Annotated in this window: 17 protein-coding genes and 1 pseudogene; 10 read left to right on the top strand and 8 right to left on the bottom strand. The window is 40.1% G+C overall.

Annotated elements, in window-relative coordinates:
- The first annotated feature begins 78 nt into the window (after positions 1-78).
- The 7 genes and pseudogenes from C6G87_RS04055 to C6G87_RS04020 all read left to right on the top strand — a co-directional run bounded on the left by C6G87_RS04055 (position 79) and on the right by C6G87_RS04020 (position 11,004).
- A complete protein-coding gene (locus C6G87_RS04055; RefSeq protein WP_104752258.1) occupies positions 79-336 on the top strand; it encodes a hypothetical protein in 258 nt (85 codons plus the stop codon).
- A 222-nt stretch (positions 337-558) separates the two neighbouring features.
- On the top strand, positions 559-1,407 hold the full coding sequence (locus tag C6G87_RS04050) for an outer membrane protein (protein WP_104752257.1): 849 nt from the start codon (positions 559-561) through the stop codon (positions 1,405-1,407).
- Between the two features lie 411 nt (positions 1,408-1,818).
- Positions 1,819-3,630, top strand: a pseudogene (locus C6G87_RS09055) (methyl-accepting chemotaxis protein).
- A gap of 664 nt (positions 3,631-4,294) precedes the next feature.
- Positions 4,295-5,524 carry a type IV secretion system protein gene (locus C6G87_RS04040; protein WP_104752256.1) on the top strand — a complete coding sequence of 410 codons (1,230 nt, stop codon included), beginning with the start codon at positions 4,295-4,297 and terminating at the stop codon, positions 5,522-5,524.
- 1,008 nt (positions 5,525-6,532) lie between these two features.
- Complete coding sequence (locus C6G87_RS04035; protein WP_104752255.1) at positions 6,533-7,879, top strand: replication initiation protein; 1,347 nt, start codon at positions 6,533-6,535, stop codon at positions 7,877-7,879.
- Positions 7,880-8,036: 157 nt separating this feature from the next.
- Positions 8,037-8,348: a TrbC/VirB2 family protein gene (locus C6G87_RS04030; RefSeq protein WP_158653092.1), complete on the top strand. Its 312-nt coding sequence runs from the start codon at positions 8,037-8,039 to the stop codon at positions 8,346-8,348.
- 274 nt (positions 8,349-8,622) lie between these two features.
- Complete coding sequence (locus C6G87_RS04020) at positions 8,623-11,004, top strand: VirB4 family type IV secretion/conjugal transfer ATPase (RefSeq protein WP_104752253.1); 2,382 nt, start codon at positions 8,623-8,625, stop codon at positions 11,002-11,004.
- Between the two features lie 285 nt (positions 11,005-11,289).
- Here C6G87_RS04020 and C6G87_RS04015 read toward each other — a convergent pair whose 3' ends face one another.
- The 8 genes from C6G87_RS04015 to fic all read right to left on the bottom strand — a co-directional run bounded on the left by C6G87_RS04015 (position 11,290) and on the right by fic (position 18,351).
- Positions 11,290-11,580: a hypothetical protein gene (locus tag C6G87_RS04015; RefSeq protein ID WP_104752252.1), complete on the bottom strand. Its 291-nt coding sequence runs from the start codon at positions 11,578-11,580 to the stop codon at positions 11,290-11,292.
- The gene (locus C6G87_RS04010) at positions 11,577-12,029 is read right to left on the bottom strand and encodes a plasmid mobilization relaxosome protein MobC (protein ID WP_104752251.1); all 453 of its coding nucleotides are present in this window, start codon (positions 12,027-12,029) and stop codon (positions 11,577-11,579) included. Before C6G87_RS04010 ends, C6G87_RS04015 begins: the two co-directional genes overlap by 4 nt.
- Positions 12,019-12,972, bottom strand: coding sequence for an ATPase, T2SS/T4P/T4SS family (locus C6G87_RS04005; RefSeq protein ID WP_104752250.1), 954 nt, complete (start codon positions 12,970-12,972; stop codon positions 12,019-12,021). Before C6G87_RS04005 ends, C6G87_RS04010 begins: the two co-directional genes overlap by 11 nt.
- Positions 12,973-13,173: 201 nt before the next feature.
- A complete protein-coding gene (locus C6G87_RS04000; protein ID WP_104752249.1) occupies positions 13,174-14,481 on the bottom strand; it encodes a DNA type IV secretion system protein ComB10 in 1,308 nt (435 codons plus the stop codon).
- Entirely contained in the window at positions 14,468-15,793 is a 1,326-nt protein-coding gene (locus tag C6G87_RS03995) for a TrbG/VirB9 family P-type conjugative transfer protein (RefSeq protein WP_104752261.1), read from the bottom strand. The genes C6G87_RS04000 and C6G87_RS03995 overlap by 14 nt, the downstream gene beginning before the upstream one ends.
- 448 nt (positions 15,794-16,241) lie before the next feature.
- Positions 16,242-17,117, bottom strand: coding sequence for a VirB8 family type IV secretion system protein (locus C6G87_RS03985; RefSeq protein WP_233708997.1), 876 nt, complete (start codon positions 17,115-17,117; stop codon positions 16,242-16,244).
- Between the two features lie 6 nt (positions 17,118-17,123).
- A complete protein-coding gene (locus C6G87_RS03980; protein WP_199767628.1) occupies positions 17,124-17,387 on the bottom strand; it encodes a hypothetical protein in 264 nt (87 codons plus the stop codon).
- 367 nt (positions 17,388-17,754) lie between these two features.
- Complete coding sequence (gene fic / locus C6G87_RS03975; RefSeq protein ID WP_104752246.1) at positions 17,755-18,351, bottom strand: protein adenylyltransferase Fic; 597 nt, start codon at positions 18,349-18,351, stop codon at positions 17,755-17,757.
- 721 nt (positions 18,352-19,072) lie between these two features.
- Here fic and C6G87_RS03970 point away from each other — a divergent pair.
- The 3 genes from C6G87_RS03970 (at position 19,073) to C6G87_RS03960 (ending at position 23,330) form a co-directional block, all read left to right on the top strand.
- The gene (locus C6G87_RS03970) at positions 19,073-21,127 is read left to right on the top strand and encodes a competence protein (protein WP_104752245.1); all 2,055 of its coding nucleotides are present in this window, start codon (positions 19,073-19,075) and stop codon (positions 21,125-21,127) included.
- 49 nt (positions 21,128-21,176) lie between these two features.
- Positions 21,177-22,430 (top strand): hypothetical protein, encoded by a 1,254-nt coding sequence (locus tag C6G87_RS03965; RefSeq protein WP_233708996.1) that lies wholly within the window; start codon positions 21,177-21,179, stop codon positions 22,428-22,430.
- 153 nt (positions 22,431-22,583) lie between these two features.
- A complete protein-coding gene (locus C6G87_RS03960) occupies positions 22,584-23,330 on the top strand; it encodes an SDR family oxidoreductase (protein WP_104752244.1) in 747 nt (248 codons plus the stop codon).
- The last annotated feature ends 145 nt before the right edge of the window (positions 23,331-23,475 follow it).

The following is a 23,475-nucleotide window of genomic DNA, read 5'->3' as shown; positions in this document are numbered from 1 at the left end:
AAACGCAAGTATCAATATTCATATTCATAGGTGGGAGAAGCCACTCTTGGAGGAGAGATGTTAAGACGCACTTAGTGAGTGAGCCTTGTTGAGACTTCCAATCCCCTAGCTTTGGGCGCGGGGAGTGTGTCAAGCGGACACTACCCCGACAACCCCGACAAGACACAAGGGTACGCGCATTGTGGCGATGATCTAGTCTTTGACAAATACCGCCACCTAGAACTCCAAAGTCAGTTAGAAGCCAAGTACACCGCCTACCTCACAGAAAAGCAGTTAAGGGAAGAGTTAGAGCAAGAATGCCAAGACCTCAAAGCTAAAAAATACAGAACTCACTAAACCCTAAATTAATCCATTGAAACATTGTAAGGTCCGCTCTCCCTTAAGAGCGCATCTTCATAAAATATTTAATATTTTTTAAGATAATTTAAGATAGCAGGTCTAAGATAGTTCAAAAAAAATAACCGGACCTATGTCCGCAGTTGTGGTTTTATAAGCCTTTTTGGAATCATCTTAACATATACGATCGTTCCTTAAGTTTTGTGCATAAAGGGTTTCTTGATGCTTATCAGAAAAACGGTGGCAGTTTGTGGTGCGTTTGCGTGTATAGCGAGCTTAAGTGGAGAATCCAGTGGTGGATATGTAGAGGGTGGCTTTCAATATTCCAACTTCTCAGGGGCGCACTCACTAAGTAGCACAGCTTATGCGTTTAAAGGAAAGTGGTCTGTTGGTAGAGATGTGATGGGCGGTTCATACAATGGCAACCTCTATGGTGTAGATATTCAATTTGGCTATAAGCAATTCTTTGGCAAAAAAGAGCGTTTTGGATTGCGTTACTACGGTGCATTTAGCGGACAGGGAGGGAGTTTTAGCGGTATTTCGCTTGGTGGGCTTGGTCATAGTTATGTCAATCAGCCATCTGCCAATTTGTTCTATGGTGTGGGCTTGGATGCACTCTTCAATTTTTATGAAAAGAAGAACCGCACTCTCGGCGTTTTTGCTGGTGTAATGCTTGGAGGAAGCTCTTGGCTAATGGGCAAGCCATCCGGGAATGCTAGTTGTAGGTGGCAACTAGAAGGCACAACAAATTGTGTAACCATGAACCAATATTTTGACAAATTAATAAAAAATATTGATGATTCTAATGCGACATATAGGTTTTCGCCTACTTATGTACAGTTTATAATCAATATGGGTTTTCGCACCAATTTCACCAAACATCAAGGGTTTGAGTTTGGTATACGCATTCCCACTATCAATGACCCTTACTTTACAAGGACATCTACGGCAACTGAAACTAGTGGTTGTAACCACCCTACCAGCTATATGTGTGGTGGTGCAGGCAGTAAATTAGCTTATACCTTCAGACGCAATGTATCTCTTTACTGGAATTATGTTGTCAACTTCTAGTTGGCTGATATTGACTCCTCATAGGCAAAGTTAGAGAACCAGGTAGCGCAAAAACCGCCTAAAAACTTTAATTTTAAGTATATTGAAAAGCTAAGTGTTCCACTTAGGGGTAGGCAGGCTTTATTGATTTATAAAAACATTGCTTTGTCTGAAGACTTAATGTTGTGGGGGATGTGTTAATTAATTTTGCCTATCTTAATTAAAGTACTTTTTTTGTTGGGGGTTTCTGTTGTGCTTGTTTAATGGTCTGAAGCTACAAAGTAAAATTATTTTGATTATTTCCATTCCTATGATTGCTTTATTGTCCTTTATGTTTTGGCAATTGCACACCACCTATAGCTCCTTGGTACGCAATAAGGTTTAGCACATCAAATAGAAGTGTCCAAGTACTTGTCCTTACTGGTGCACGAGATGCAAAAAGAGCGCGGGATGAGCGCAGGATTCTTATCTAGCAATGGAATACAGTTTGCCAGCGAGTTGCAAGAGCAAAGACAACACACAGATACAAATCTAGAACATCTTAAGAGATTTTTGAACTCCACTTCTAGTTTGGATACCGAATATATGCAAGCATTGCAAAAGGGACTAAATTTTTTAGCCAAATTGCCCCAAATCCGTAGCGCTATGGAATCTAAGGATAAAAAGGCAATTGTGGATAACACGGTCGCGTATTTTACGCAGAGCATCGCAATGTTTCTCGATACCGTGCTAGAATCCATTAAGATTATCCATAATTCCAAAATCTCTGGTGCCGTGATGGGCTATATCAGTTTTCTTTATGCTAAAGAAATGTCCGGGTTAGAGCGGGCTACGGCCAACAGAATCTTTATTGCAAATACCCCGGCTGATCCTAACTACACTAACCTTATCGCTCTTGTAGCTAAACAAGAAGTTTTTATAAAATATTTTCTATCCTTTGGGGATGCGCAGAGCGTAGCACTATTTCAACATGTCTCTAAAGATTCTAGCTTTAAAAATGTAGAGGAGATGCGTAAAGCGCTAATAAAAAAATACTTTGTAGGAAATTTTGGGATTAAGCCTTCCTTTTGGTTTAACACTATCACGAAGAAAATTGATCTTCTTAAACAAGTAGAAGACAGCATCAGTACCCATATCACGAAGCTTACTGAGGTCGAAATCACTAAAAACACCCATTACTTTGAATTTTTAGTAATCTGTGAGGTGTTACTGATTATTATTACGATGATCTTATCTTTCCTGGTGGTGCGTAATATTTTTGAAAGATTACAAAAGGTCAATAAGACATTAGCGCGTATCGTAGACAACAAAACTTTTACTGATAAGATCAGCATTGCGGCTAATGACGAAATAGGTTTGATGACCAGATCTGTAAATGTCTTCATAGAATACATGCGCGATACTTTACAAAGAATCTTCAAAGAGGTGCAAAATAATACGGCTATCTCTAAGTCTCTGAGCGCTATTTCTGTGGATCTAGATTCAAACTCCAAGCAAATTAAGCAAATTAGCCATAACAACACGGATTTGAGCCACTCTAGCCGACAAATACTAGACGCAAGCGTAGCGGTGTCCATTTCTACCAGGGAGCTTTTAGAGAGTGTACTAAAAAATGTCTCTGAAACTAAAAGCGCTGTAGCTGTGATTAATGAACATGTCCAACGCAATATGGCCAATGAAGAAAATAATGTGGTAAAAATGCAATCTTTATCTACAGAGGCGCAAAATATATAAAGCGTTCTGGATGCAATCACAGATATCGCCGATCAAACAAATTTGCTTGCACTTAATGCTGCTATAGAAGCCGCACGGGCAGGCGAACATGGGCGTGGTTTTGCAGTGGTAGCTGATGAAGTACGGGCTTTAGCCGAAAGAACCCAAAGAAATATTACAGAAAGCGGATCCATTGTCAAACATATCTTAGAATCCATTGCTAAGATCAATCAAGAGAGAAAAGACGATCTTTCATTAATGCAAGCTCTAACCCAACATTCAAGCGAGATGCAAAACCATATGAATCATCTCTCTGCTGTAATTGTCAGTGCGGTAGACCAATCCCTCATAAATCTGAATAATATCAATAATATCAATGAACACACCACAAGCATTCTTGAAAATGGGGACAAGATCGCTTCTTGTGTACAGGATTTATTAAGGATTAACGATTCCATGCAAAAATCTTCCAACGAACTCCATAAGCAGACTGTTGATTTGAATAGTTTCCTGAGTGTGTTTAAAGTTTGAGCGCGGTTTTTCTCGATAGATAGCAGAGTTTGGATGTTGGTGGAACAAGTTGGGGTGGTATCTTAAACTTTCAAACCACACGCCTTTGGTTGTTGGTTTCAATTTAAAGATCGAGAACCCATTTGAATTTGTCCTCTAGGCGCGCTTTTGGAACTAAAGTTTGGTACACTCTATGCTTTCATAAAAAAACTAAGTTGGGCTCTAGCGTAGGCATTGATTGTAGGCATTGGTGAGAAGTTATCGAAGCACGGGATGGGTTAACTCTAATAGAATTTGAAAAACGCGAGTTAGTGATTTTATAGGTAGAGTAAGTCCGTGTAGAAGCGTGGTATATTCACTACCATGCTCAACTTGGCTTTATAAAACATGGCACAGCCATCCAAAGTACCAAAAGACAGTGTCTCAAAAGATTTTTCTTCTATCCGAGGTGTTAAATTAGCTTGCTTTAGCTAAACTCATCTACATTCTTTGGCTATTTTTCATTCAGGTCGATAGCAATGACACTCGAATGATACCCAGTATCCGTACACCTAGCACCGACCGGTATTTTTTGCTCTGTACTCCTATTTTAGACTTTAATCCGCAATTCTATACCATGATAACTTAAAATATTTCCGTTATCATTGTAACATTTTCGCGTTAAAAATGTAAATTTGGAGCGTCAATGGAACAGATTAGCCAATATGCGAAGTTTATAGGCTTGTTTGAAGATTTTATAAATCGCGTTATGCTCCTCTTGCCGGATAGTCTTAGTCAAGTGTTGCGCACAAGTGGGAACACAATTGGGGTTATTCTCATTTTGATGTTCGTGTACAGTAAACTTAAAAAGGGCGACTTTTTTGAATTCCAAACCTTCGTGGTTGCAGGTTTGTTTCTTGGCTATCTGACATTTTTCAATTGGAGTATTGCACATCCAAAGGATTCACAAGCATATTTCAGAATGCTTGTTGAGTATCCTGCGGATCAAGTCATGTCCGCTTTGAGTACCCTTAAACTTGAAGGTTATCAGGCAAGTGATCAGGCACATGCTATTCAAGTTCAAAATAAAACTATTGATACTCTGATTTCTGATATTTTCTACGCTACAGGAGATTTAGTTACACGTACATTTCAAAATTTAAAAACAAGTACCATTCTTAATGTTCTTCCCATTGTTCTAGCAATTTTGGTTATAGCCATCTTGGAAGCCTTGTTCATCTTTAACATTGTTTACCTCATTTGTCTTACATTCATTGAAATCAGTATCTATCTTGCGCTTTATGTTCTCTTTATTCCATTGGTTTTTTTTCAACAAACTAGGGGTTTTGCTTGGGCTTACGTTAAAAAGGTAGTATCCCTAACTTTCTACGCCCCTTTTGTAACTCTAGTTTCCTTGCTAGATTATAACATTTTGAGCTTTATTAAAGCGGGGAGCACGAACATAGATGCTCTTCCTCAACAAAGTTTTTGGAAATCTATTTTTAGCACCATACACACTAAACCTTCAGATTATATGGATTTTTTGTTAGATTTGACATTTATGGCTTTGGGTGCTTTTTTCTGTCTTAAGCTTGTTTCTAAGGTCCCAAGCATGATTAATTTCATTTTTGGTACACAAGGCGCAATAGGTGATGCAGGACATTTTATCAGTGGCACTATTTCCCTAATTAAGGCTCCTCTTGTAACTACAGCTGGGTTGGCTAAGGGTGGATATACGCAAGGTGGAGTTGGAGGGGCTTTGGCTAATGTAGCCACTATGGGAGGTTATAAGGGTGGATCTGATTCAGGCAGCGAATCTGTAGGAGGGACAGTGGGAGGGGTGAATATGGGCACGGTTAACCATAGAAAGGGTCGCACAACTGACTCGAGTTCGAAGGTTGGAGTTACGACTATTCCTTCACTCCCCATAGTTTAAAGTCAGGGGATCACAGTTTGTGATTGTCAAAGTTAAAGTTTTAAGTACCGTTATAAATGCGCTTTAAATGCTCGTAGAGCGCGATCTTTTTGAAAAACGATGTCAGATATTGTCTAGGCTATTCTTTGCGCTTCTCGTCAATCCTAGAGGCTATTTTGAGCATTTTTAATTTGTTGTGGAAGTAGATTGTGGGCAGATTGTGGTTTTGATTAGAATTTTTCCATGTCCTAGGTTTTTGTAACAGCTTGAGGGCACATCACAGTTTGTGATTGTCAAAGTTAAAGTTTTAAGTACCGTTATAAATGCGCTTTAAATGCTCGTAGAGCGCGATCTTTTTGAAAAACGATGTCAGATATTGTCTAGGCTATTCTTTGCGCTTCTCGTCAATCCTAGAGGCTATTTTGAGCATTTTTAATTTGTTGTGGAAGTAGATTGTGGGCAGATTGTGGTTTTGAGTCGTCGTTTTACTGGGTAAAAGCCACATAGCTTTTGTTTCAGTGAGTTCAGTGAGCGATGCAGGAGTATCAGTTGCAAGGTTAAAGATACGATGCTCGTTTTGGAAAATCTTGCTTCGAACAAGCTCTGCGCGCTACGCGCGCGCACGCGCGTAAGAATCTTTGTCTTTCTTTGTTCACTAACTTTGTAGGCTCGAAAAGGAATAGTTTTTGCTTGCGCGAGCCGACCCTCGTTGTATAGGGGGTTTTCTGTGGTCTAAATTGGCATAAAAAAAGAAAAAACGTGTTTTCGCTAGTTATATTTCCCGCGTGGCTAGTTATATTTCCCGCTATTGGCTAGTTATATTTCCCGCTAATTTTTCGACTTGGCTAGTTATATTTCCCGCTATGGCTAGTTATAAATTTACATAATTTTAAATCTTTGGGGAAAACTCTATATTAGGCAATTTTATGCACTTATTTTATTGTTTTTTACTTCTTTAATCATGGATAAAATTAATATTTGAAATACTATGGTAGAATTGATATTAGTTGAACAAAAAGAGGCTTTGTTGTGAACAATGACAAGCAGTATCTAATTGAACAGATAGACAGGCTACATGCCCTTGTCAATGAGCTTGTAGTGCGTGATGAATCAGACATGCAAACACAATCTACAACCTCATTTTCTACCTCTATAGAACCTATTCCCTCCAAACAACTTTTAGTAAAAAACCCTCTCAATGTAGTTCTTCACAATGACATTTACAAGGTTAATTTAGGCAAGTTAAGTGCCCTGGAAAATAATTTACTCTTCTCCATTTTTGCTAAACTCAAAGAGCACGGGGACGCTGTTGTGCGCTTTACGTCCAGTGAAATCAAGTCTATGCTTGGTGACCCAAAAATCAATAATTCCGATCTGCTTAAGAGTGTCAAAAAACTATGGGAGAACATATGTACAGCCAATTTTTGGAAGATTATGCGCTTTGTTGAGGATGGTGAAGAACTTGTCAGCCAAACAAATTTATTCCTTTTCCGCCACTTCAACATTGTTACTGGTAAGGCTAATGGCAAATTGCGCTATATAGAAGTGGGAGTAAATACCCCTTACTATACCCATCTTCTCAATGATCTAAAGGCTAACTTCACATCCTGTCAGCTTAAGACGTTTGTAGAGTTCACCAGCAAATACACCAAGACGCTATTTAGACTGCTTGTACGCTTCGAGGATGTGCGCACAATTGGACTATGCAAGTCTAACACTTACCAAAATGACTGGGATGGGTTTAAAGAGTTTATGGGAATTCCAAAGTACATGGGGATTGGACAAATAGAGAAGCAAATTCTCAAACCTGCTTGTAAGGAGCTAGGTACACCCTACCTAGAATTTGATCCCAACAAACCCGATCGCACAAAGTATTTTGAACACATTTGGTATGAAAAAATCAAAAAGGGTCGCAGTCACAAGATTGTAGGCATCGTGTTCTGCTTCATGCCTCAACCTTTTCGTGTTGCAGAACTATCGCGCAAAAATAATCGCATATTAGCCACTTTGGATCGACGTAGACTTGAAAAGGATAAGGAAGAGTATAAACGTCAAGAATTATGTTGTTACTACACTACCGAAGAGCGACATACTCTTAATAGTTACATCGGCAACATTGGAAGTGTTTTTGTTTCTGACCCCGATCATCTATTTAAACAAGCTAGACTATATAAAATCACTTTTCAGCATCCCGGTAAGCCATGCATCTCTTGTGCTTTTGAAATTATTAATGCCACTAGCCGTGACTCTTATATAGCTAGTTTGCATCATAAACGCGATGGATTTTTATTTAAAGAGGATAATGGCAGATTATTGATCGCTAAGGAATTCGAAGACTACAAGGGGTTTATAGAAGTGTTTTCTGAAAGCTATTGATCGATGAGGACAACCAAACTACAGAAGACTAGCTAGGTGGCTGGTGGGTTTTTTTAACCTTCGCTGGGATGGCTGATCGTCTCCAGCGCTTTATTTGTTTTAATTTGCTAGCATGCTAGTGTATATGTTTTAAATAATCTGATGATGAGGTGTGGCAATGCGTTGGTTATACAAACGATTCAAGTATCAATTTGAACAACGCCAGTGGCAGTTTTACATTTTCTTTCTTGGCATTTTTCTGCCTTACACTCTACAAGCCGCCGCATGGAACGAGAAATTTGAGAAGATTATCAATTTTATTAGCAATGATTTCATGAAGACCATCGGAGCCATTGTTATTATTGGCGTGGCTGTTTATGCCATGAAAAATTTGGATAGGCTAGGCGAAATTGCTTGGAAGTGTGTTACTATCATTCTTGCTACCGTTAGCGTGGTCTATGCTAAAGATATCGCAAATTGGCTATTTTGATGGCACATATCGCTTATGTCGAAAATGAAAATATCCGGGAAATTTCCAAGAAGGAAAAGTTCCTGGGACTTAATGTTGACTCTTTTATCTTTAGCTTCTTTGCCTCTTGTTGGCTTCTAAGCTTTGCTTTTTTTCACGCTCTCCTGCTTATGTTTTTTTTTATTCTTACTTTCTATATCCTAGAATTCTTTGATGAGGATATTACAGCCATTTTATTAAACACATTTACTCTTAAAAATGACACAAGAATCTACTATGCCTAACTGGAATAAACATGCTTAGCTTAGAAGCCCTCAAGCGTGGATTACAGAAACTAGGTTTTGGGCTTTTGCCCACCATGTATTCCATGGCTGATGAAAATAACATTTTTGGCATGCATAACGATTACTTCATCATCACTAAAAGAGAACACCTAGTTGGGGGCTTAAGCTTGGAGGGTGTACCCTATTCTAGTTTAGATGAGGAGGCTATTTCTAGAGCCCTCAATGAGCGTATCTTAGCCCTCAACGAAATTAGCGAATTCATCCACTTAAAAGTCCTTGCTAGGCGCAGAAAACTTCTGTTTAACAAAACCTACCAGCACGTTCAAAATCATTATGCCAAGACTATCATCAATATTTGGGAAAAGAATGAAGAAGTTTATCAAAATACCTATCTCTTATTGCTCGAAACCAAAAATGATGACCTCAAAGGCTTTTTAGAACGCCAAAAGAAGGCTCTCACCACAGACGAGCTAGAGGGTACCAGCAGCACCACCCAGGCACAGAGTGTTCAAAACGCTCATGCATACCTAAACAAAGAAGTCATCCTTCACAGTATCATGAATAACCTCATGCAGATCCTAGCACCCCTTGCTCCTCAAAAACTCAGTGCTTTAGAACTCCTAAGATTCTATGCTGAATATAGCAATGGTGTGTACTTGCCACTCAACTTTAGTGATGGCATGCTTCATGATGGGCATATTGCTAGCCACATCACCTTTAAAAAAGACCATTTTGTCTACGATTACAATGGGCAACAACTCTATAAGCGCATCATTGCCGTGAAAGCTTATGACAGCGACACCATCTCTAGCATTCCCATCTCTAGCATCTTGCACTTGAAGAGCGAGTTTGATGTAATCCTCAGCATGGACACTTTGCCAAAAGCTAAGAGTATTAAAAAAATAGAGGAGAAGCGCAAGCGGGCTAATGCCATTATCAAACCCTCTTTAGAGCACCTTAATAACCTAGTCAAAACAGATAGGGTGCTCATGCAGTATGTCTCTTTGATGGTGCACGTACGGGCTGATTCGAAGGAGACTTTGGATGCTAAAAGTCTAGAAATTGTCAACACCTTCAAACGCTATGGACTAGTAGCCGTGCATGAAAGCCTCAATATGATGTGCGCCTTCTTTAGTCTTTTTCCTGGCAGAAACCACTTAAATGCGCGTAAACGCTTGCAAAGCTCACAAAACATTGCCTCCATGATCATGCTGGAAAAGGAAGAAAGCGGCTTTGATCAAAATCCATGGGGAGAAATGCCCCTAAGTGTTTTTAAAAATCAAAATTATTCTCCTTTTTTATTTAACTTCCATGCTGCTCCCATCCACAGCAAGGAAGACATGCCTTTAGGACATACTCTTGTCATCGGGGGCACTGGGGTAGGTAAAACCACCTTAGTAGAATTTCTCATCACTAATTGTTTTAAATACTCCAACCTTAACATCCTTGCTCTCGATCGCCTCAATGGCATGCGTGTTATGGGAGAATTTTTAGAAGCCGAATATAATGATGGAAATGCCTTCCATATTAATCCCTTTAGTCTTGAAGATGATAATGAAAATAAGGAATTTCTAAAATCTTGGTTGCACTATTTAGTCAATGTCAGCGATAACAACAAACAAGATGTAGAGGATGTGCTCAATATTGACAAAGTCATCGAAGATGCTTTTTTGTATTTAAAAAATACAACCACTGCTTTTGGGCTCCTAGAGATCGCCAAATCCATTCAAGAGAGTGATTCCAACTTAAAATTGCGTCTGCAAAAATACGCCAAAAATGAATTATTTAATAAAATTCACGATTGTTTAAGTTTCTCTAAGAAACTTACCATCATCAACATGGATACTGTGGTGCAAAATGATAAAAATGCCTCTCTCATCGCCCTCTACCTATTCCATAAAATGATCTATGAGGCTAAAAAGCATAGAAAAGGCTTTTTCATGTTCATTGACGAAGCTAGAAGCTATGTGAACAACGCTACTATGGTTGATCGGATCAAATTAGTGCTTACACAGGCTAGAAAAGTTAACGGTGTGTTGGCTCTAGCTTTTCAAGATATTAACCAGTTAGATGAAATCCCCAATGCTAAAAGTATTGTAGATAACACTGCTACTTGCATCCTATTTCCCGGCGCTAACACTCGGAAACTGTTAGAGTACGACATCCCTTTAAGTCACAACGAGATCAGTTTTTTACAAAACACAAGTTCGAGTGCCCGTAAGATCTTAGTCAAGAATAAACTAACCAACAGCTCTAATTTTTTAGATGTCGACTTGAGTAAGTTGGAGCGTTTGCTCAAGATCTACAGCTCCTCTGCCCCCTCTGTAGCTAGACTAGAGTCCCTTAAGGCACAGTACCCAAGCCATTATAAGGAAAAATTCTTAGAAGAATAACCATACAAACGCTTAAACGCTCAGAATTGTGCAGTTACCATTGAAAGTCATGTTGAATAGTCGGCGCTTTCGCCTATCCACTCCAAGTTAGCTAAAAATGCTCTGTCTAAGGATGCCGCTGTTGAGTGTCTATCGACACCCCGCTAATTTGGAGCAGTCGCGTCTAGTGCCTATTAACAAATTTCTAACAGAGTGTAGACCCACAGAATTCATGTAGCGCGCGGATCAGACAATAATCTTTAGCAAAACCGCTATCGACTGGCTTACTTTTAAAGACGCAAGTCTTTAGCGTTTATCTTTAGGTTGTATAGATTCTTGCACATCTTCCAGAAAATCTTCCACCATCGCATCTAAAATCTGTTCGCACCCCTTAACATCCTGAGGAGTTGGTTTTTCTAAACTTCGCAGGTGTTCTAGGATGAGGGGAAATTCTTCTAAGATTTGACCGATCTTTTCGTCATAATAGCTTACATCGACACTGCGTATAACATTTGGATCATTTGTTATCTGTCTGAGGGACAGAATATCTTTTTGCATTTTTAAAAGTCGCTTTCTAAGTTCTTGAAGAGAAGTCATTGTTTTTTCTTTTGAATCTTATTCTTGTGGCTTAACAAGATGATATTCTTGAGTACCAAGAGTTTAAGTAGTTCTAGTTGTTTAGCGCAATGTTGCACCTGAGCTTGTGTTTGTGCCAAAAGTGCATCGTTAATAGTTTCTCCTGTTAGGGCATAGATGTTTAAATGACGTGCGATTTGATTAAGGTTCGAAAAGGTAGTGTTGAGACTAGTGTAGAGGTTTTTGTGCTCTTGCATGAGGGCAATGGTTTTCAAGAGCCACTTATTTTGTTGACAAAAAGGTTTTTGTTCCAAAATCATGGTCTCTATAATTTTTGTCATACTAATTTTGTGTTTATGGCTTAGTTCTTTGAGGGCAGCAGCGCTCTTGGCATCCAAAATAAAAACCATGCGCTTGCCCCCGCTCTTAAGCTTACTCTTTCTGTGAGCGTTGGGATTTTTAAGGCGCATGGGTCTTTTCCATATGTTGGCGTAATTCTTGTTTGACATCCAAAACATCTGCAATCATACGCTGGTGACCATGACGCACTATCTGAATAATGGTATCCATACCTGCAATAAAAAAATCCAGTAAAGCTTCCATGCCAATGTCCTTACCACTGCCAATTTTAATATTCATAGCAATAGCCAAAAAAGCATCTTCTACGCTATTGGCATGCAAGGTGGAGATCATGCCGCGATGTCCTGTGTTAGCTAATCTTAAAAACAGAGCTACATTTCTAGTATCAATTTCCCCTAGCAAAAGCCGATCGGGACTCATGCGCATTGCGCTATTAAGGGCATCCTCATAAGTATAGTGAGTATCTTCGCTTTTACCTACAACGATATTGACCTTGTTTTCATGAGGGATTTTAAGTTCAGGAGAATCCTCAATGCTCACCACGCGCTCAGAATCGGGGATATACTCAATTAAGCAATTAACAAAGCTTGTTTTTCCACTAGCTGTTCCCCCACTCACTAAAATATTTTTTCCCTGCTGCACGAGGTTGCTAAAATCTGTGTAGGCGAGTCCCTTTTTAACACACTTTTCCCCTAGACAAAAGGCTTCTAAAGGGAATTTGGCAGTGTTTGGAATCCTGATATTGATAGCAATGGCATGGTTGGCTGTAACGCTAGGATGAAGAGCATTGACGCGGTACTGCGTCGTAGGGATCGAGGTAGAAAGTTTAGGGTGGTTGAGATCGAAGCGTTGATGGCGATAGGTGGCAAGCTGTTCACAAAAGTTGAGCAAGAAACGCGCATCAAAATTGGGACACTCTACCTTTTTTCTGTGCTGACCTTCCACCAAGTAAAGCACGCCCGGTCCATTAAAAATAATCTCATTAATAGGCATTTCTAAGAAAGGGCGTAACTCTTGAATAAAGTGTTGCAAAACTAAAGAGAGTTCTTCCATCAAAGGCACTCCAATTTTTTATCTAGTTTACACCATATCCCTTCACAAAGCGTGGTTTCTATGTGCTTTTCTTTACTCTTTACCGTTGCCCCATAACTTTTCGTTTTCTTTAAATCCTCCACGCTACAGAAGTCCCAAAAACTCGATGGAATCCTTAAGCAAAAAATTACCAAGCAAAAGGTTCCGTCTCATGATACTCCATTATTGCGGTTTTTGTGACTTCTTTTCTTTGAAAAATTGGGCTAACACCTCTCCATTCTTAGGGATGGGAAACCAAATATCAGTGTTGGGAGAGATAAAAATACGGCTACCCTCTCTAATGGTAATAATGGGTTTGATACGTACTTGTTCTCTTAAAATTTGTCCCACTACATCATTGATAGATTGTCCGGTTTGCTGGGTCAAGCGCATAAGCATGTAATCTCCAAAATAGGGGTTAGTGTTGGTATATTTGCCCCGTCCCATGTTGTCTGCCAAAGCAGAAGTGATTCCAATTAAAAGCCCATTAGAGAGAGTTGACATGGCCAAAGGTAGACCATAACGCTCCCAGTACTTGTTGTGTAAGGTGCCTACTAACCCATTATAGCCCTTGACATCAGCACCCTTGGCATCGCTTAAAATAATATTAATTCCCTGTGGAGTAAGGATGCGATCCCACACTACTTCTAGTCGATACTCTCCAATCTTATTATTAGAATTGTAGTAGCCAATAGCCCGACTTCCCTTAGGAATAAGCACTGCTCTGCCCATGGCGGCATAAATATCGCTTTCAATCTGGGCAACTATCTTAGAACCACCAATTTCAGAGCTAATAGGGGTAACAAGAATGGCTGGGATAAGGCGATCGGCTGTGATGGTGCGCAATAATCTATTTTCATTACTGGCTACATTCTTACGCTTAAAACCCTCAAATCCACTCGATCCATAATCAACTTCTTCTCGAGTCTCTTGTTGATATCTAGCCTGCAATCCACTATCTCCATCTCCCATTTTTTCTAATCTTTGGGCTAATATGACAAGCCGAATTTTTTCTTGCGGATTGGCTTTACTATAGTCAAAAACAGCAGGGGTATGGACTGTTTTAGGAGGTGGTTGGGGAGGTTGGCTTTGTTGCTGTGAGCTTTGTGATGCCACCAATGTGTCTTTTTTGCTAGGAAGTTTTGGGAGTCTGCTTAAATCTGTTTGGGTGGCAATAATGTTCCCATCTTGATCTACTATATTGCCATGGGCATCATAAGTGCGTATGGGCTTATTGGCACGCTTGGTTAAGTCCTCTAAAGCCTTTTGAGTGGCTTTAAATCTAGATTGTAAATCTGTTTTTGTCGGCGACTCTAGAGATTGAGAATGGTTGTTTTTAAACAGATAGTCTGAGATGGGAAATTTGGTTTGGATAGATTCAATCTGCTCGTCTGTCTGATCATCATGGAAAAGCCACAAGAGAAACAACACAAACAGGATCAAGAATAACCAAACAAGTTTTCGTTTCAAAAAACTATTAGTGCTTGCCATTTGGACTCCTCAAGGGCACGCAGTACCCATTTCGCTGTTTGTGTTTGACGCGGGTTTTCCTTTTGGGTGCAACAAATCTCCTGATCTTTTCAAGTTCTCGTATTTCTTTGGCAGACAGGTGGGTACATGTTTGGCTAGTATCTAGTTTGATTGGCGTGGACAATGGCGGTTGGGGTGTCGTTTCCTCCTCTATAAGATGAGGATTATTGCGTTTTGCTTTCATAGCTGCATCTTTTTCCAAAAGAGCCTTGAGTTTGGCAAAGTCTTTGGACTTTTTAAAAGCTTTTTGATTTTTAAACACACATACGTACTCAGAGCCCAGTCTCAAGGTCCAACGCCGACTCACATCTTCAGCGATAATATAATTACCAACCACCCTAGAATTGATGGGGTTGTCATAACCATCCACAACCTTATAAGTATAGGGAAATTTAGAGAGGGCTTGATCGCGATCAAATCTAAAATAGGTATACTTGCCGTCATCAAAAATATCTAGAGCCTCCATAGCTTCTGCATCCTCGCTGGGTTTTTTATAGAACCACAGACTCCACCATTTACGTTTAGATTTAGGCTTTTGGATGTAACCGCGGGAAATTTTAGATTTTTCGATATAGAGGTGGTTGACAGGATCGCCAATCCTGATAAACTTACCATCATCATATTCTTTGGAAGTATAATCGTTTTTTTTAACATCTGTATCTGTGGTGCTTGTGGTACTTTTGGACATTTCCAGTTTTAGAGCCCCAATTGTGCGCTTATTGGAAACAAAAACTGTAAAATAGGATTGCTTGGGACTAGTGAAGTGTGTGCTAAAAAGATAAAAGGTATAGATACGCCCGCTAGCCCCTAACACGGTCAAATTTGTGTCCACCCCAATTAAAAGAGGCTTGATAACTAAAAGGTTATTTAAGTCGTAGCGTGGATTAGCAGGGTAGGAGATTTCAAATCCGCTAGGATCGCCCAAACTCACATAGATGATCGGATCGTCATCAAAGATAAAAAGTGTGGTCATCGCATAGCGCAAGCGGATTTTATTAGTCTCCCCAGCCACATAAAGCACATTGAAATTATTGTCTGTAAGTTGTCTGTTTTTGCTAAAAAAAGCCCGCTGGATAGCCTTTAAGTCAATAAGTTTTTGGGCTTCTTCTTGATTTCTTTCCTCTTTAAAGTCTTTTAAAGAGACAGAAGGGGCCGGCTGGGGTGCGTTAACCTGTTCTGTATTGGGAGTTTGTGTAGGGGGGCTCGAAGGGGTAGGGTTGGAAGTTTCTCTGTAGGTACCGGGCACGCCCTGAGCATGAAGCCCAACTACCATCAACAATATCACAAGCATATTTGCGAGATACCCAAATGCTAAAGACACTCGGGGCTCCTTAACAGGTATCGCCCATAGGAAGAATTCAGTGCTCACTCCAATATTTCTACAAGTAGGGATCTTACAGAGTTGAGCCCAAAAACACCCCCCACAAGCCCCGCACACAACACCTCCAAAAGCTCAACTCTGCGCACTCCCTGTGCTAGATACAAATATATGCAGACATTATACACAATTTCAGAAAACCCTAATCTTTCAAAGCGGAGAAGTGAACATCGAGTGATCTTAGTTATGCTAAAACAACCATGTTTGTCATGTAGGACAGAAAACAACCTCGCAGATATTAAATGTAAGGCTCTTTGTATTGGTGTCTGTTGGAACGCTTTGGTTGGAAAATTCCCCCTCTTAAAGGATGGCGTTTCACTCGTATTTAATTTTACAGCAAAATTCATGGAGACTCCCTATAGCGGTAGTCTTTCTTGGAAGAAGGGCTTTGTGTCTCCTGAATCTTGCTTTTAGGGGCTTCTAAAATCTGATGCTTGATATCTAGCTCTTTGAGAGTGGCAATCTCCGTTACACTATATCCTTCTACTTCAAAGCCTGTTGGATTTAAAGGCATGGAAGTAAAATCGATCTTGATAGGCAAAAACTTATAGGTCAAAATCACCCGGTAGCGTTTTTTACTCTCTAAAAGTCCTTGATTGTATAAATTCACCTCAATATCAGCATTAGCATACCCTTTCTTGATGAGGGCAATATTGATAATTCTGACATCTCTAGTGAGATTTTCATTGGTGTAAATGCTGTCGTGGTAAGCCACCAAATTCTCAAAAGTTTTCCACACATCATAAGAACTTTGGTAACGGATACTCTCAAAACGCTGAGCCTCATTCTGTTTAACATGCGTAATGCTCTCCCTATTGAGAATGTAAGCCCCGATAAGTTGGCGCACTAAAGCCTCATTGGCGCTAATCTTCTTGTCTGCGCGTTGTACAATAGCAAAATTTTGTGTGGAAGTGGCAAAGGTTACTAGGTAAGGCTCTTTTTCTTTGAGGGGGAGTAAGATGATAATGGCTATAACAAGCAAGCAAGTTGTAATGAAGAAAAATATAGAAATAATGAGAAGATAATCTATGAGCTTGCGCTCCATTTTAAAGACAGAGCGCATCTCAGCTACATTCTCTGGGAATACGGAAGGCTTTGGACTATCCTTAAAAAGGCGTTTTAAGAGTCTGCCTCGATCCTGTATCTCTAAGTCTAGAGATTCTTGTGCGCTACAAGGCGGATCAGGAACTTTACCTTCGATTTGCTGCTTAGATGGCATGAATTTTTACCATTCACGCTGTAAGGTCCTAGCTTCAGCTAAGCGGATCAAGGCATCCACACCAATCCCGTGATGCTCCCACAGAGTCGAGACACCAACTCTATGGAAAGAGGCCACTGGCAAGCTGGGACTGGCTTTGATGGTGCCAAATCCTCCTAGTTCTAGTTGCAAATAGAGCGGCTGAACTTCGTGGCGCGCGCAAGGGCTTTTGAGCATCTCATAACGCTTTTGTGTGCAAGCCCCCAACAACAACAACGCCAAAATTAACATCGATGTCCTTTTCATAGCCTAGCCCTCGTGAAAACTCTCATCTCCTGGCAAGATCGCCATATATTCTCCAATTTTAAACATTTTCAGTTTAAAGCCTGTTTTGTAGGTGATGCAACATGCAAGGACTCGTGGCATTTGTGGCTAATATTGACATACTCCCCATAGCTAAAGCTAGGGGATTCCGGGATCATCAAGGCTTGCCCGCTAGGCGGATCCTACAGCCTCTACTCCAAGAGTGAATGCCCCATTCTATGGCGGACATTATAACACAAAACGCCTTATGGCGCGGTTGGTAAAACCGCCAGCAAACAGACTTTAATCATATCACTAATCCCCTAAAATTTAAACCCTAGGCATAGCAATGCGTCTAGGGCTCTTCTCTGTAAGATGAGACATGATTTTGCTCTTGTATATCTTTCCTAGAAACTTTTTCTAATCCCTCATAATAGTAAGATTGTGCAATACCCTTGAAAATTACTTCTCTATCGCTAACCTTATTTGTTAAATATGTTTTAAGCAATGTTTTAAGCTCCAGATCATTGACAGGACTCCTTTCCATAGCACTTAAATAGGCGTTTTTATCTACATGTTGCCAATCAACAACCACTCCTAACTCTTGCCTAAGTATGCAATCTAGCCAAATACGCGTAGCACGTCCATTGCCCTCCATAAAGGGGTGTGCAATATTCATCTCAACATACTTTTCTATAATTTCTTCAAAAGAGGATTGTGGCATCATTTCGATTTTTTTAAGCGCTTCCTTGAGATACAAGGCGGAGCAAAACTTAAAATAGCCCTTAGATATATTTTGTTCCCTGATCTGCCCCGCAAAGGTATATAACCCTCGAAAAAGCGCCTTGTGGATTTCTTGCAATCCCTTAAGTGTCCCTACTTCAATCTTGTAAATAACTCCGCTTTCAAAGAGTTGGCGTGCGTTTTCTAAGCTCTGTTCATCTAAATTCATTCCTACCTCTTGGCTTGTTTTGGTTTATGCTTTGTCCTGTCCGCCATGTTCACATGTGGCTTATGTTCTACTTTTTCCTCAGTCTTGCTTTTTAAATTATCTGGCATATTTTACAAATTGACTATCCACAACTTGATGAGTTATAGCATGATGAGCGATTTTAGCACGATCCCTGCTACAACATCCTTCCACCGTAATATATATTACTTTTAGTAACAAATAAGACGAATACATCACAACTGCAACCTAAAGCTAGTATCTCCAACAAAATAACGCGAAAAACAGGCATCAGTCAATTTATTACAAATAAAACTCACCTTATATGGGTTCAAAACCGCAGGGCAAAACCTCTAAACTAAAGATTAATTACCATTTCAAAGACCTTCATCTGATAAGCACCTTAAAATAATGCACATAAATTAGACTATAATACAAAAACATGTGCATTGTTTAATTTATCAAAAAGTGCTAGCGTGCTACAAGTTCGAATACGAAAGGGTTATCATGCTTGCAGAAGTCTGCAGAACGCTTAAATACAGGAACATATGGTGTAGCGCCCAGTGGCGCTGTGCACATGCGAATACAGCTAACAATACCACAACAAAAAGGATGGTGATGCATAGCATCACACTACAAGAAGTCAGGAAGCAACATGCGCATTCTTACTTTAACGAGGGCAATAAGCCCCCCGCTAAAGTGTTTGACCATTGAGGAGATTCTCATGAAACAAATAGGCCAAACGCTTGGGTTTGCCGTTTTCAGCCTTTTTCTTGCTTTGTTCCCTTTTTCCTTAGAAGCTTTAAACATTATCACCACAAACAATATCAATCTAAGACAGACGACTGGGATCATACAAGGGCAGGTCGTGCTTGGACAGAGGGTCTTTGGAGTGCAGGCCATGGGGCATTATGCCAATAGGGGTCGGACACTAGAGTTAGAAATCACTCAACTGGTTAGGGGTGGTCGAATCTTCCCTCTCACACAGAAAGCTAGAGCCACCCAACAAACACCCTCTAGTTTATGGATTAGGAAGGGCTCAATTTTAGTCTTTGGTGGAGAAAACAAAGCAGAAATTGCAAAAGTTTTGGGAATCTCCACAGAAACATATAACCAGGCTAGTAACGCGTCTAGTAATCAGAACTATATCCAGACCAATAACGCTAGTGCTTCTTTTGGCAATAATTCAAATGCATCTAACGCGCCTACTGGTGGTCTTGGGGAGGGAATTGACAGGCAAGGAGTGCTTGGATTGGATAGTGGAGGATCTAACAGCTATACAAGCGATTCTGTAGGAGGCTTTAGCAATAATTCTTTCCAAATCACCGGTGGCCCCGGAGGTTTGCAAAATTCCAAATCTATGGGTCCTATAAACACTAACGATGGGTGGACTAACCAGGGTGGAATGTATCCCCTGCCACTACCTTTAGATAACAATACAGATAGCTCAAATCTAAAGCCTAGTAGCGCTGCAGACCCGTCCAAGTTCCCCTACTCAATGCAGTATTGCAAAGTCCCCGAGTTCAATCCCACTGCCAACCAACTTAAACTTTTTATTGTGGGTAAGGATGGAGGTTGTCAAGAGATGCAAGCCTATCGGGACGATACAAAATGTAACTACCGCTATGATTTCGAGAAAGGTAAGGCTATCAAGCAGACGCAATTTTACTACATTGATAAAGAAAACAAAATTCAGAATGTCGGCGATTGCGTGGATTTACATGGAGACCAATACGCCATGCAACTTTACAGAGATGATAGCAAATGCACGCTCAACCAAACCACAGAAAAGGGCTATGGTTTGGGGGACAGTCAAAGCTTTCAAACCCAAATTGTCTTTAGAGGCATGGATAATTTCTTACATGTAGCCGTAGATTGTGCCGACTACGCTCGGATACAGAACAAAGTTGTGCGTTATAGCAAAGATAATGATAATAAAAAGCTTATTCCTATTGTAGATCAATCTTATGAAGATCCCCTCACCCACAAACAAATTTCGTTGAGCCATGGAACACAGAGCTCACTTAGTAGTTCTTATCAGGAATTTGCTTGCGGAAAATGGGTCTATGATGATGCCAATTTAGAAGCCCACAGACCTACTATGATTAAAGCCTATGATCGCATCCAAGGCAAATATGTCGATATCACCCCTTGTAATTTCATTGCTGACCCCGAAATTGGCAAGAGTGGGCAAATCACTTTAGCCTATGCTAGACTCCCCGAAGAGAAAATCAGCGAGACGACCCAAACTACTAGTCAGACCTTTACCCTTCTTTGGGATAGATGTATCGTCCCGCCCATCGTCCAACATCTCAAACAAGAATGGGTTACCACCTACGACACCACCACTATAAAGACTAAACAGCGTTATCAGCGTCCCCTTCAAGATGGTGAGGATGAAGGTAAGGGTGATATCCCGGGCATTTACACTGTCCCCACAACCAAAGTCAACATTAAACGAACAACTCATCTCAAGAATAATAATATAGGTCTTAGCGATCAATACATGAAGTACGTAGAAGTTGAAAAAGGGTTCTACAAAGATGAAGCCATCGCGCACTCGGAAGATTTTTTGAAGTGGCAACAAACTTTTTTCAAACCTGGTAACGGGGCTTGCGAGAAGCTAGAATCAATTATCAGCGATAAAAATGAAGTTGCAATGCGCTGTTCCGAAGTAGGAGATTATGTCTATGAAAACCTTGATCAGAACACAGAAAACAATAAAGAGCACGCAGAAAACAATAAAGAGCACGCAGAAAACAATAAAAATACACATTGAGAGAGTCTTAGTCTTTCTTTTGTGTGCAGTCAGCCTTGATGCTTTTGGTATGATTGTGGAGAATCCCACTCAAGACGCTCTTTCTAACACCATGATCGGCAACATGGCTACTCAAATTGAACAAGCTGCAGACATGATCAACAAATATCACGACATGCTAGAAAAAGCTCAGGCTACCGTCAACCAGCTTAACCAAGTCAATAAAGTTTTAAGTGGCACTCAGGACTTCTTAAATGGCTCGATCCTCAACATCGCCAACCCAAAGGATTTGATTGATAACGCCGTTAACATCACTAAGCAGATCAAGGCCAATGCTTTAGCTCTTGCTGAACAGGTGAAAAACTACAAAATTGCTAATGCCCTTAGAGTGCGCGCTATCGTTGCCAAATGCCCTGAAATCAACTACGAGAATCTTCATCCACTAGCTAAAAAGCTCATTTTTAACCAAAAAGGTAAAGAAAGTGAAGGACTTAAGGCTCTCAAAAGTCTGTCTAGTGCCATCGGTAACAACATGATTGAAAATGGAAGTTATATCTTTGGGCAGATGAGTGGTAAAGCCCTGGCGCAGTATATTTGTATGAAGCGCGATAAACAACAAGAGATCAAGAACATCCAAAGAGCTGATATGCAGGCGCGCTTGGCTCTACTTAATAAGGACTATAAAAGGTACCGCATAGCCGTTGCCACAAAACAAGCTTCTCAGGAGAAATTATTTCGTGATGTTCAGGCGGAAGTAGAGAAATTGAGCGAACCACTCACAAATCGCGCCCAAATGCAGATGTCTACTCTAGGTGTGTCCGATCTCAAGTACAAAGGTCGCTTCTGTGTTGCTAAAACGAGCTCAGATGGGGTGGAATTTTGCGAGCCTATTAGCTTTGACATTGAAAGACTCAATAAAGACTTCTTAGATTTCCAAAACGACCTAGCCACCAAGCTAAAGAGTGCCCCAGACAAACAGCAACAGGCCCAAGTCTATGCAAATATGAAACAAAAGTTCGATGGCTTGAGCTTAGAATTCATTAAAGATATTGCCAACAACCTCAATTTTATGAATTCTACTCTCTCGGCTATGGCAGAGGTCATGTCCAACATCTATCAAAAAGAGAATTCTGTCGAAAACATCGATTTTACAAAAACTGAGAGTAAGGAGCTATTACTTTTACAAAAATCTATCAATAGTGTTCACAAAGCTAACTTAACTCGCTATGGTTTTCCCGCCAGCTTTGGCTCTAATCCAGCCATCCGGAACCTTAGAAGTTGGATGGATCAAAACAACTTTGATTACAACTACAAACTGGAATGAGGTTACCGCTAGCGTCGTCCAACCCGCATGTTTAACATTGGCATGTTGGGGTGTTGGCTCTGTACCACAACACTTATCATGGGATTGGGGTGTCAACCCTTGAAGCAGAATTCGTAAAAGCAATTCTTATTCGACAAATAAGGAAGAACACATATGAAAAAGTGTATTTTGGTTACTGGCGCAACTTCTGGATTTGGATTAGCGATTACTAAAGCCTTTTTAGAGGAGGACTTTATCATTTTTGGAACAGGTCGGCGTGCGGAAATTTTAAAAAAATTGCAAAATAATTACCATGAGAGGTTTATTCCATTATGCTTTGACATTCAAGATAAAAATGCCACACAGCAAGCAATTAATGAGATTTTTTCCATGACTAAACATATTGATTGTTTAATCAATAACGCTGGATTAGCCTTAGGCTTAGAAAAAGCATTTGAGTGCGATGTGAATGATTGGGAAACTATGGTAGAAACCAATATCAATGGGTTATTACGCATAACTCGCCTTGTATTGCCCTCAATGATCGAAAACAACACCGGAACAATCATCAATATTGGCTCTATTGCAGGAACCTATCCTTACCCCGGAAGTAATGTTTATGGTGCTAGCAAAGCCTTTGTAAAACAATTTTCTTTAAACTTAAGAGCGGATTTAATTGGCACTAAAATTAGAGTAAGTAATGTGGAACCAGGTCTTTGTGGTGAGACAGATTTTAGCTTGGTACGTTTTAAAGGTGATAGAGGAAAAGCAAAAGCCGTCTATGAGAATAAAACTTATATCAAACCACAAGATGTTGCAAATATTGTGCTATGGATTTACAAACAACCACCACATGTCAATATCAATAGTATTGAAATTATGCCAACAAATCAAACGTTTTCGCAATTAATAGTTAAATAACCAAATGAACATCATTGGTTCTAAAATATTTGTCTTAGAATCGACATACTCTCCATAGTTAAAGCTATGGGAATATAAGGCGCATTTAAAATATGAGAAGCTCTACAATGCAAGCAAAAATAAGCACATCAGCAAGCTTCTATGA

It is taken from the genome of Helicobacter baculiformis, assembly GCF_900197685.1.
GTDB classification, from domain to species: Bacteria; Campylobacterota; Campylobacteria; order Campylobacterales; family Helicobacteraceae; genus Helicobacter; species Helicobacter baculiformis.
The sequence above is the reverse complement of the archived record's forward strand: the minus strand, read 5'-3'. Positions and strand labels throughout refer to the sequence as shown.

Bases quoted from the DNA above. Each gene is read 5' to 3' on its own strand.
- C6G87_RS03995 (WP_104752261.1), bottom strand. From the start codon at position 15,793: ATGGTAGTTGGGCTTCATGCTCAGGGCGTGCCCGGTACCTACAGAGAA.
- C6G87_RS03980 (WP_199767628.1), bottom strand. From the start codon at position 17,387: ATGTTAATTTTGGCGTTGTTGTTGTTGGGGGCTTGCACACAAAAGCGT.
- C6G87_RS03960 (WP_104752244.1), top strand. From the start codon at position 22,584: ATGAAAAAGTGTATTTTGGTTACTGGCGCAACTTCTGGATTTGGATTA.
- C6G87_RS04040 (WP_104752256.1), top strand. From the start codon at position 4,295: ATGGAACAGATTAGCCAATATGCGAAGTTTATAGGCTTGTTTGAAGAT.
- C6G87_RS04015 (WP_104752252.1), bottom strand. From the start codon at position 11,580: ATGACTTCTCTTCAAGAACTTAGAAAGCGACTTTTAAAAATGCAAAAA.
- C6G87_RS04005 (WP_104752250.1), bottom strand. From the start codon at position 12,972: ATGGAAGAACTCTCTTTAGTTTTGCAACACTTTATTCAAGAGTTACGC.
- C6G87_RS03970 (WP_104752245.1), top strand. From the start codon at position 19,073: ATGAAACAAATAGGCCAAACGCTTGGGTTTGCCGTTTTCAGCCTTTTT.
- fic (WP_104752246.1), bottom strand. From the start codon at position 18,351: ATGAATTTAGATGAACAGAGCTTAGAAAACGCACGCCAACTCTTTGAA.
- C6G87_RS03985 (WP_233708997.1), bottom strand. From the start codon at position 17,117: ATGCCATCTAAGCAGCAAATCGAAGGTAAAGTTCCTGATCCGCCTTGT.
- C6G87_RS04020 (WP_104752253.1), top strand. From the start codon at position 8,623: ATGCTTAGCTTAGAAGCCCTCAAGCGTGGATTACAGAAACTAGGTTTT.
- C6G87_RS04030 (WP_158653092.1), top strand. From the start codon at position 8,037: ATGCGTTGGTTATACAAACGATTCAAGTATCAATTTGAACAACGCCAG.
- C6G87_RS04000 (WP_104752249.1), bottom strand. From the start codon at position 14,481: ATGGCAAGCACTAATAGTTTTTTGAAACGAAAACTTGTTTGGTTATTC.
- C6G87_RS04010 (WP_104752251.1), bottom strand. From the start codon at position 12,029: ATGCGCCTTAAAAATCCCAACGCTCACAGAAAGAGTAAGCTTAAGAGC.
- C6G87_RS03965 (WP_233708996.1), top strand. From the start codon at position 21,177: ATGATTGTGGAGAATCCCACTCAAGACGCTCTTTCTAACACCATGATC.
- C6G87_RS04050 (WP_104752257.1), top strand. From the start codon at position 559: ATGCTTATCAGAAAAACGGTGGCAGTTTGTGGTGCGTTTGCGTGTATA.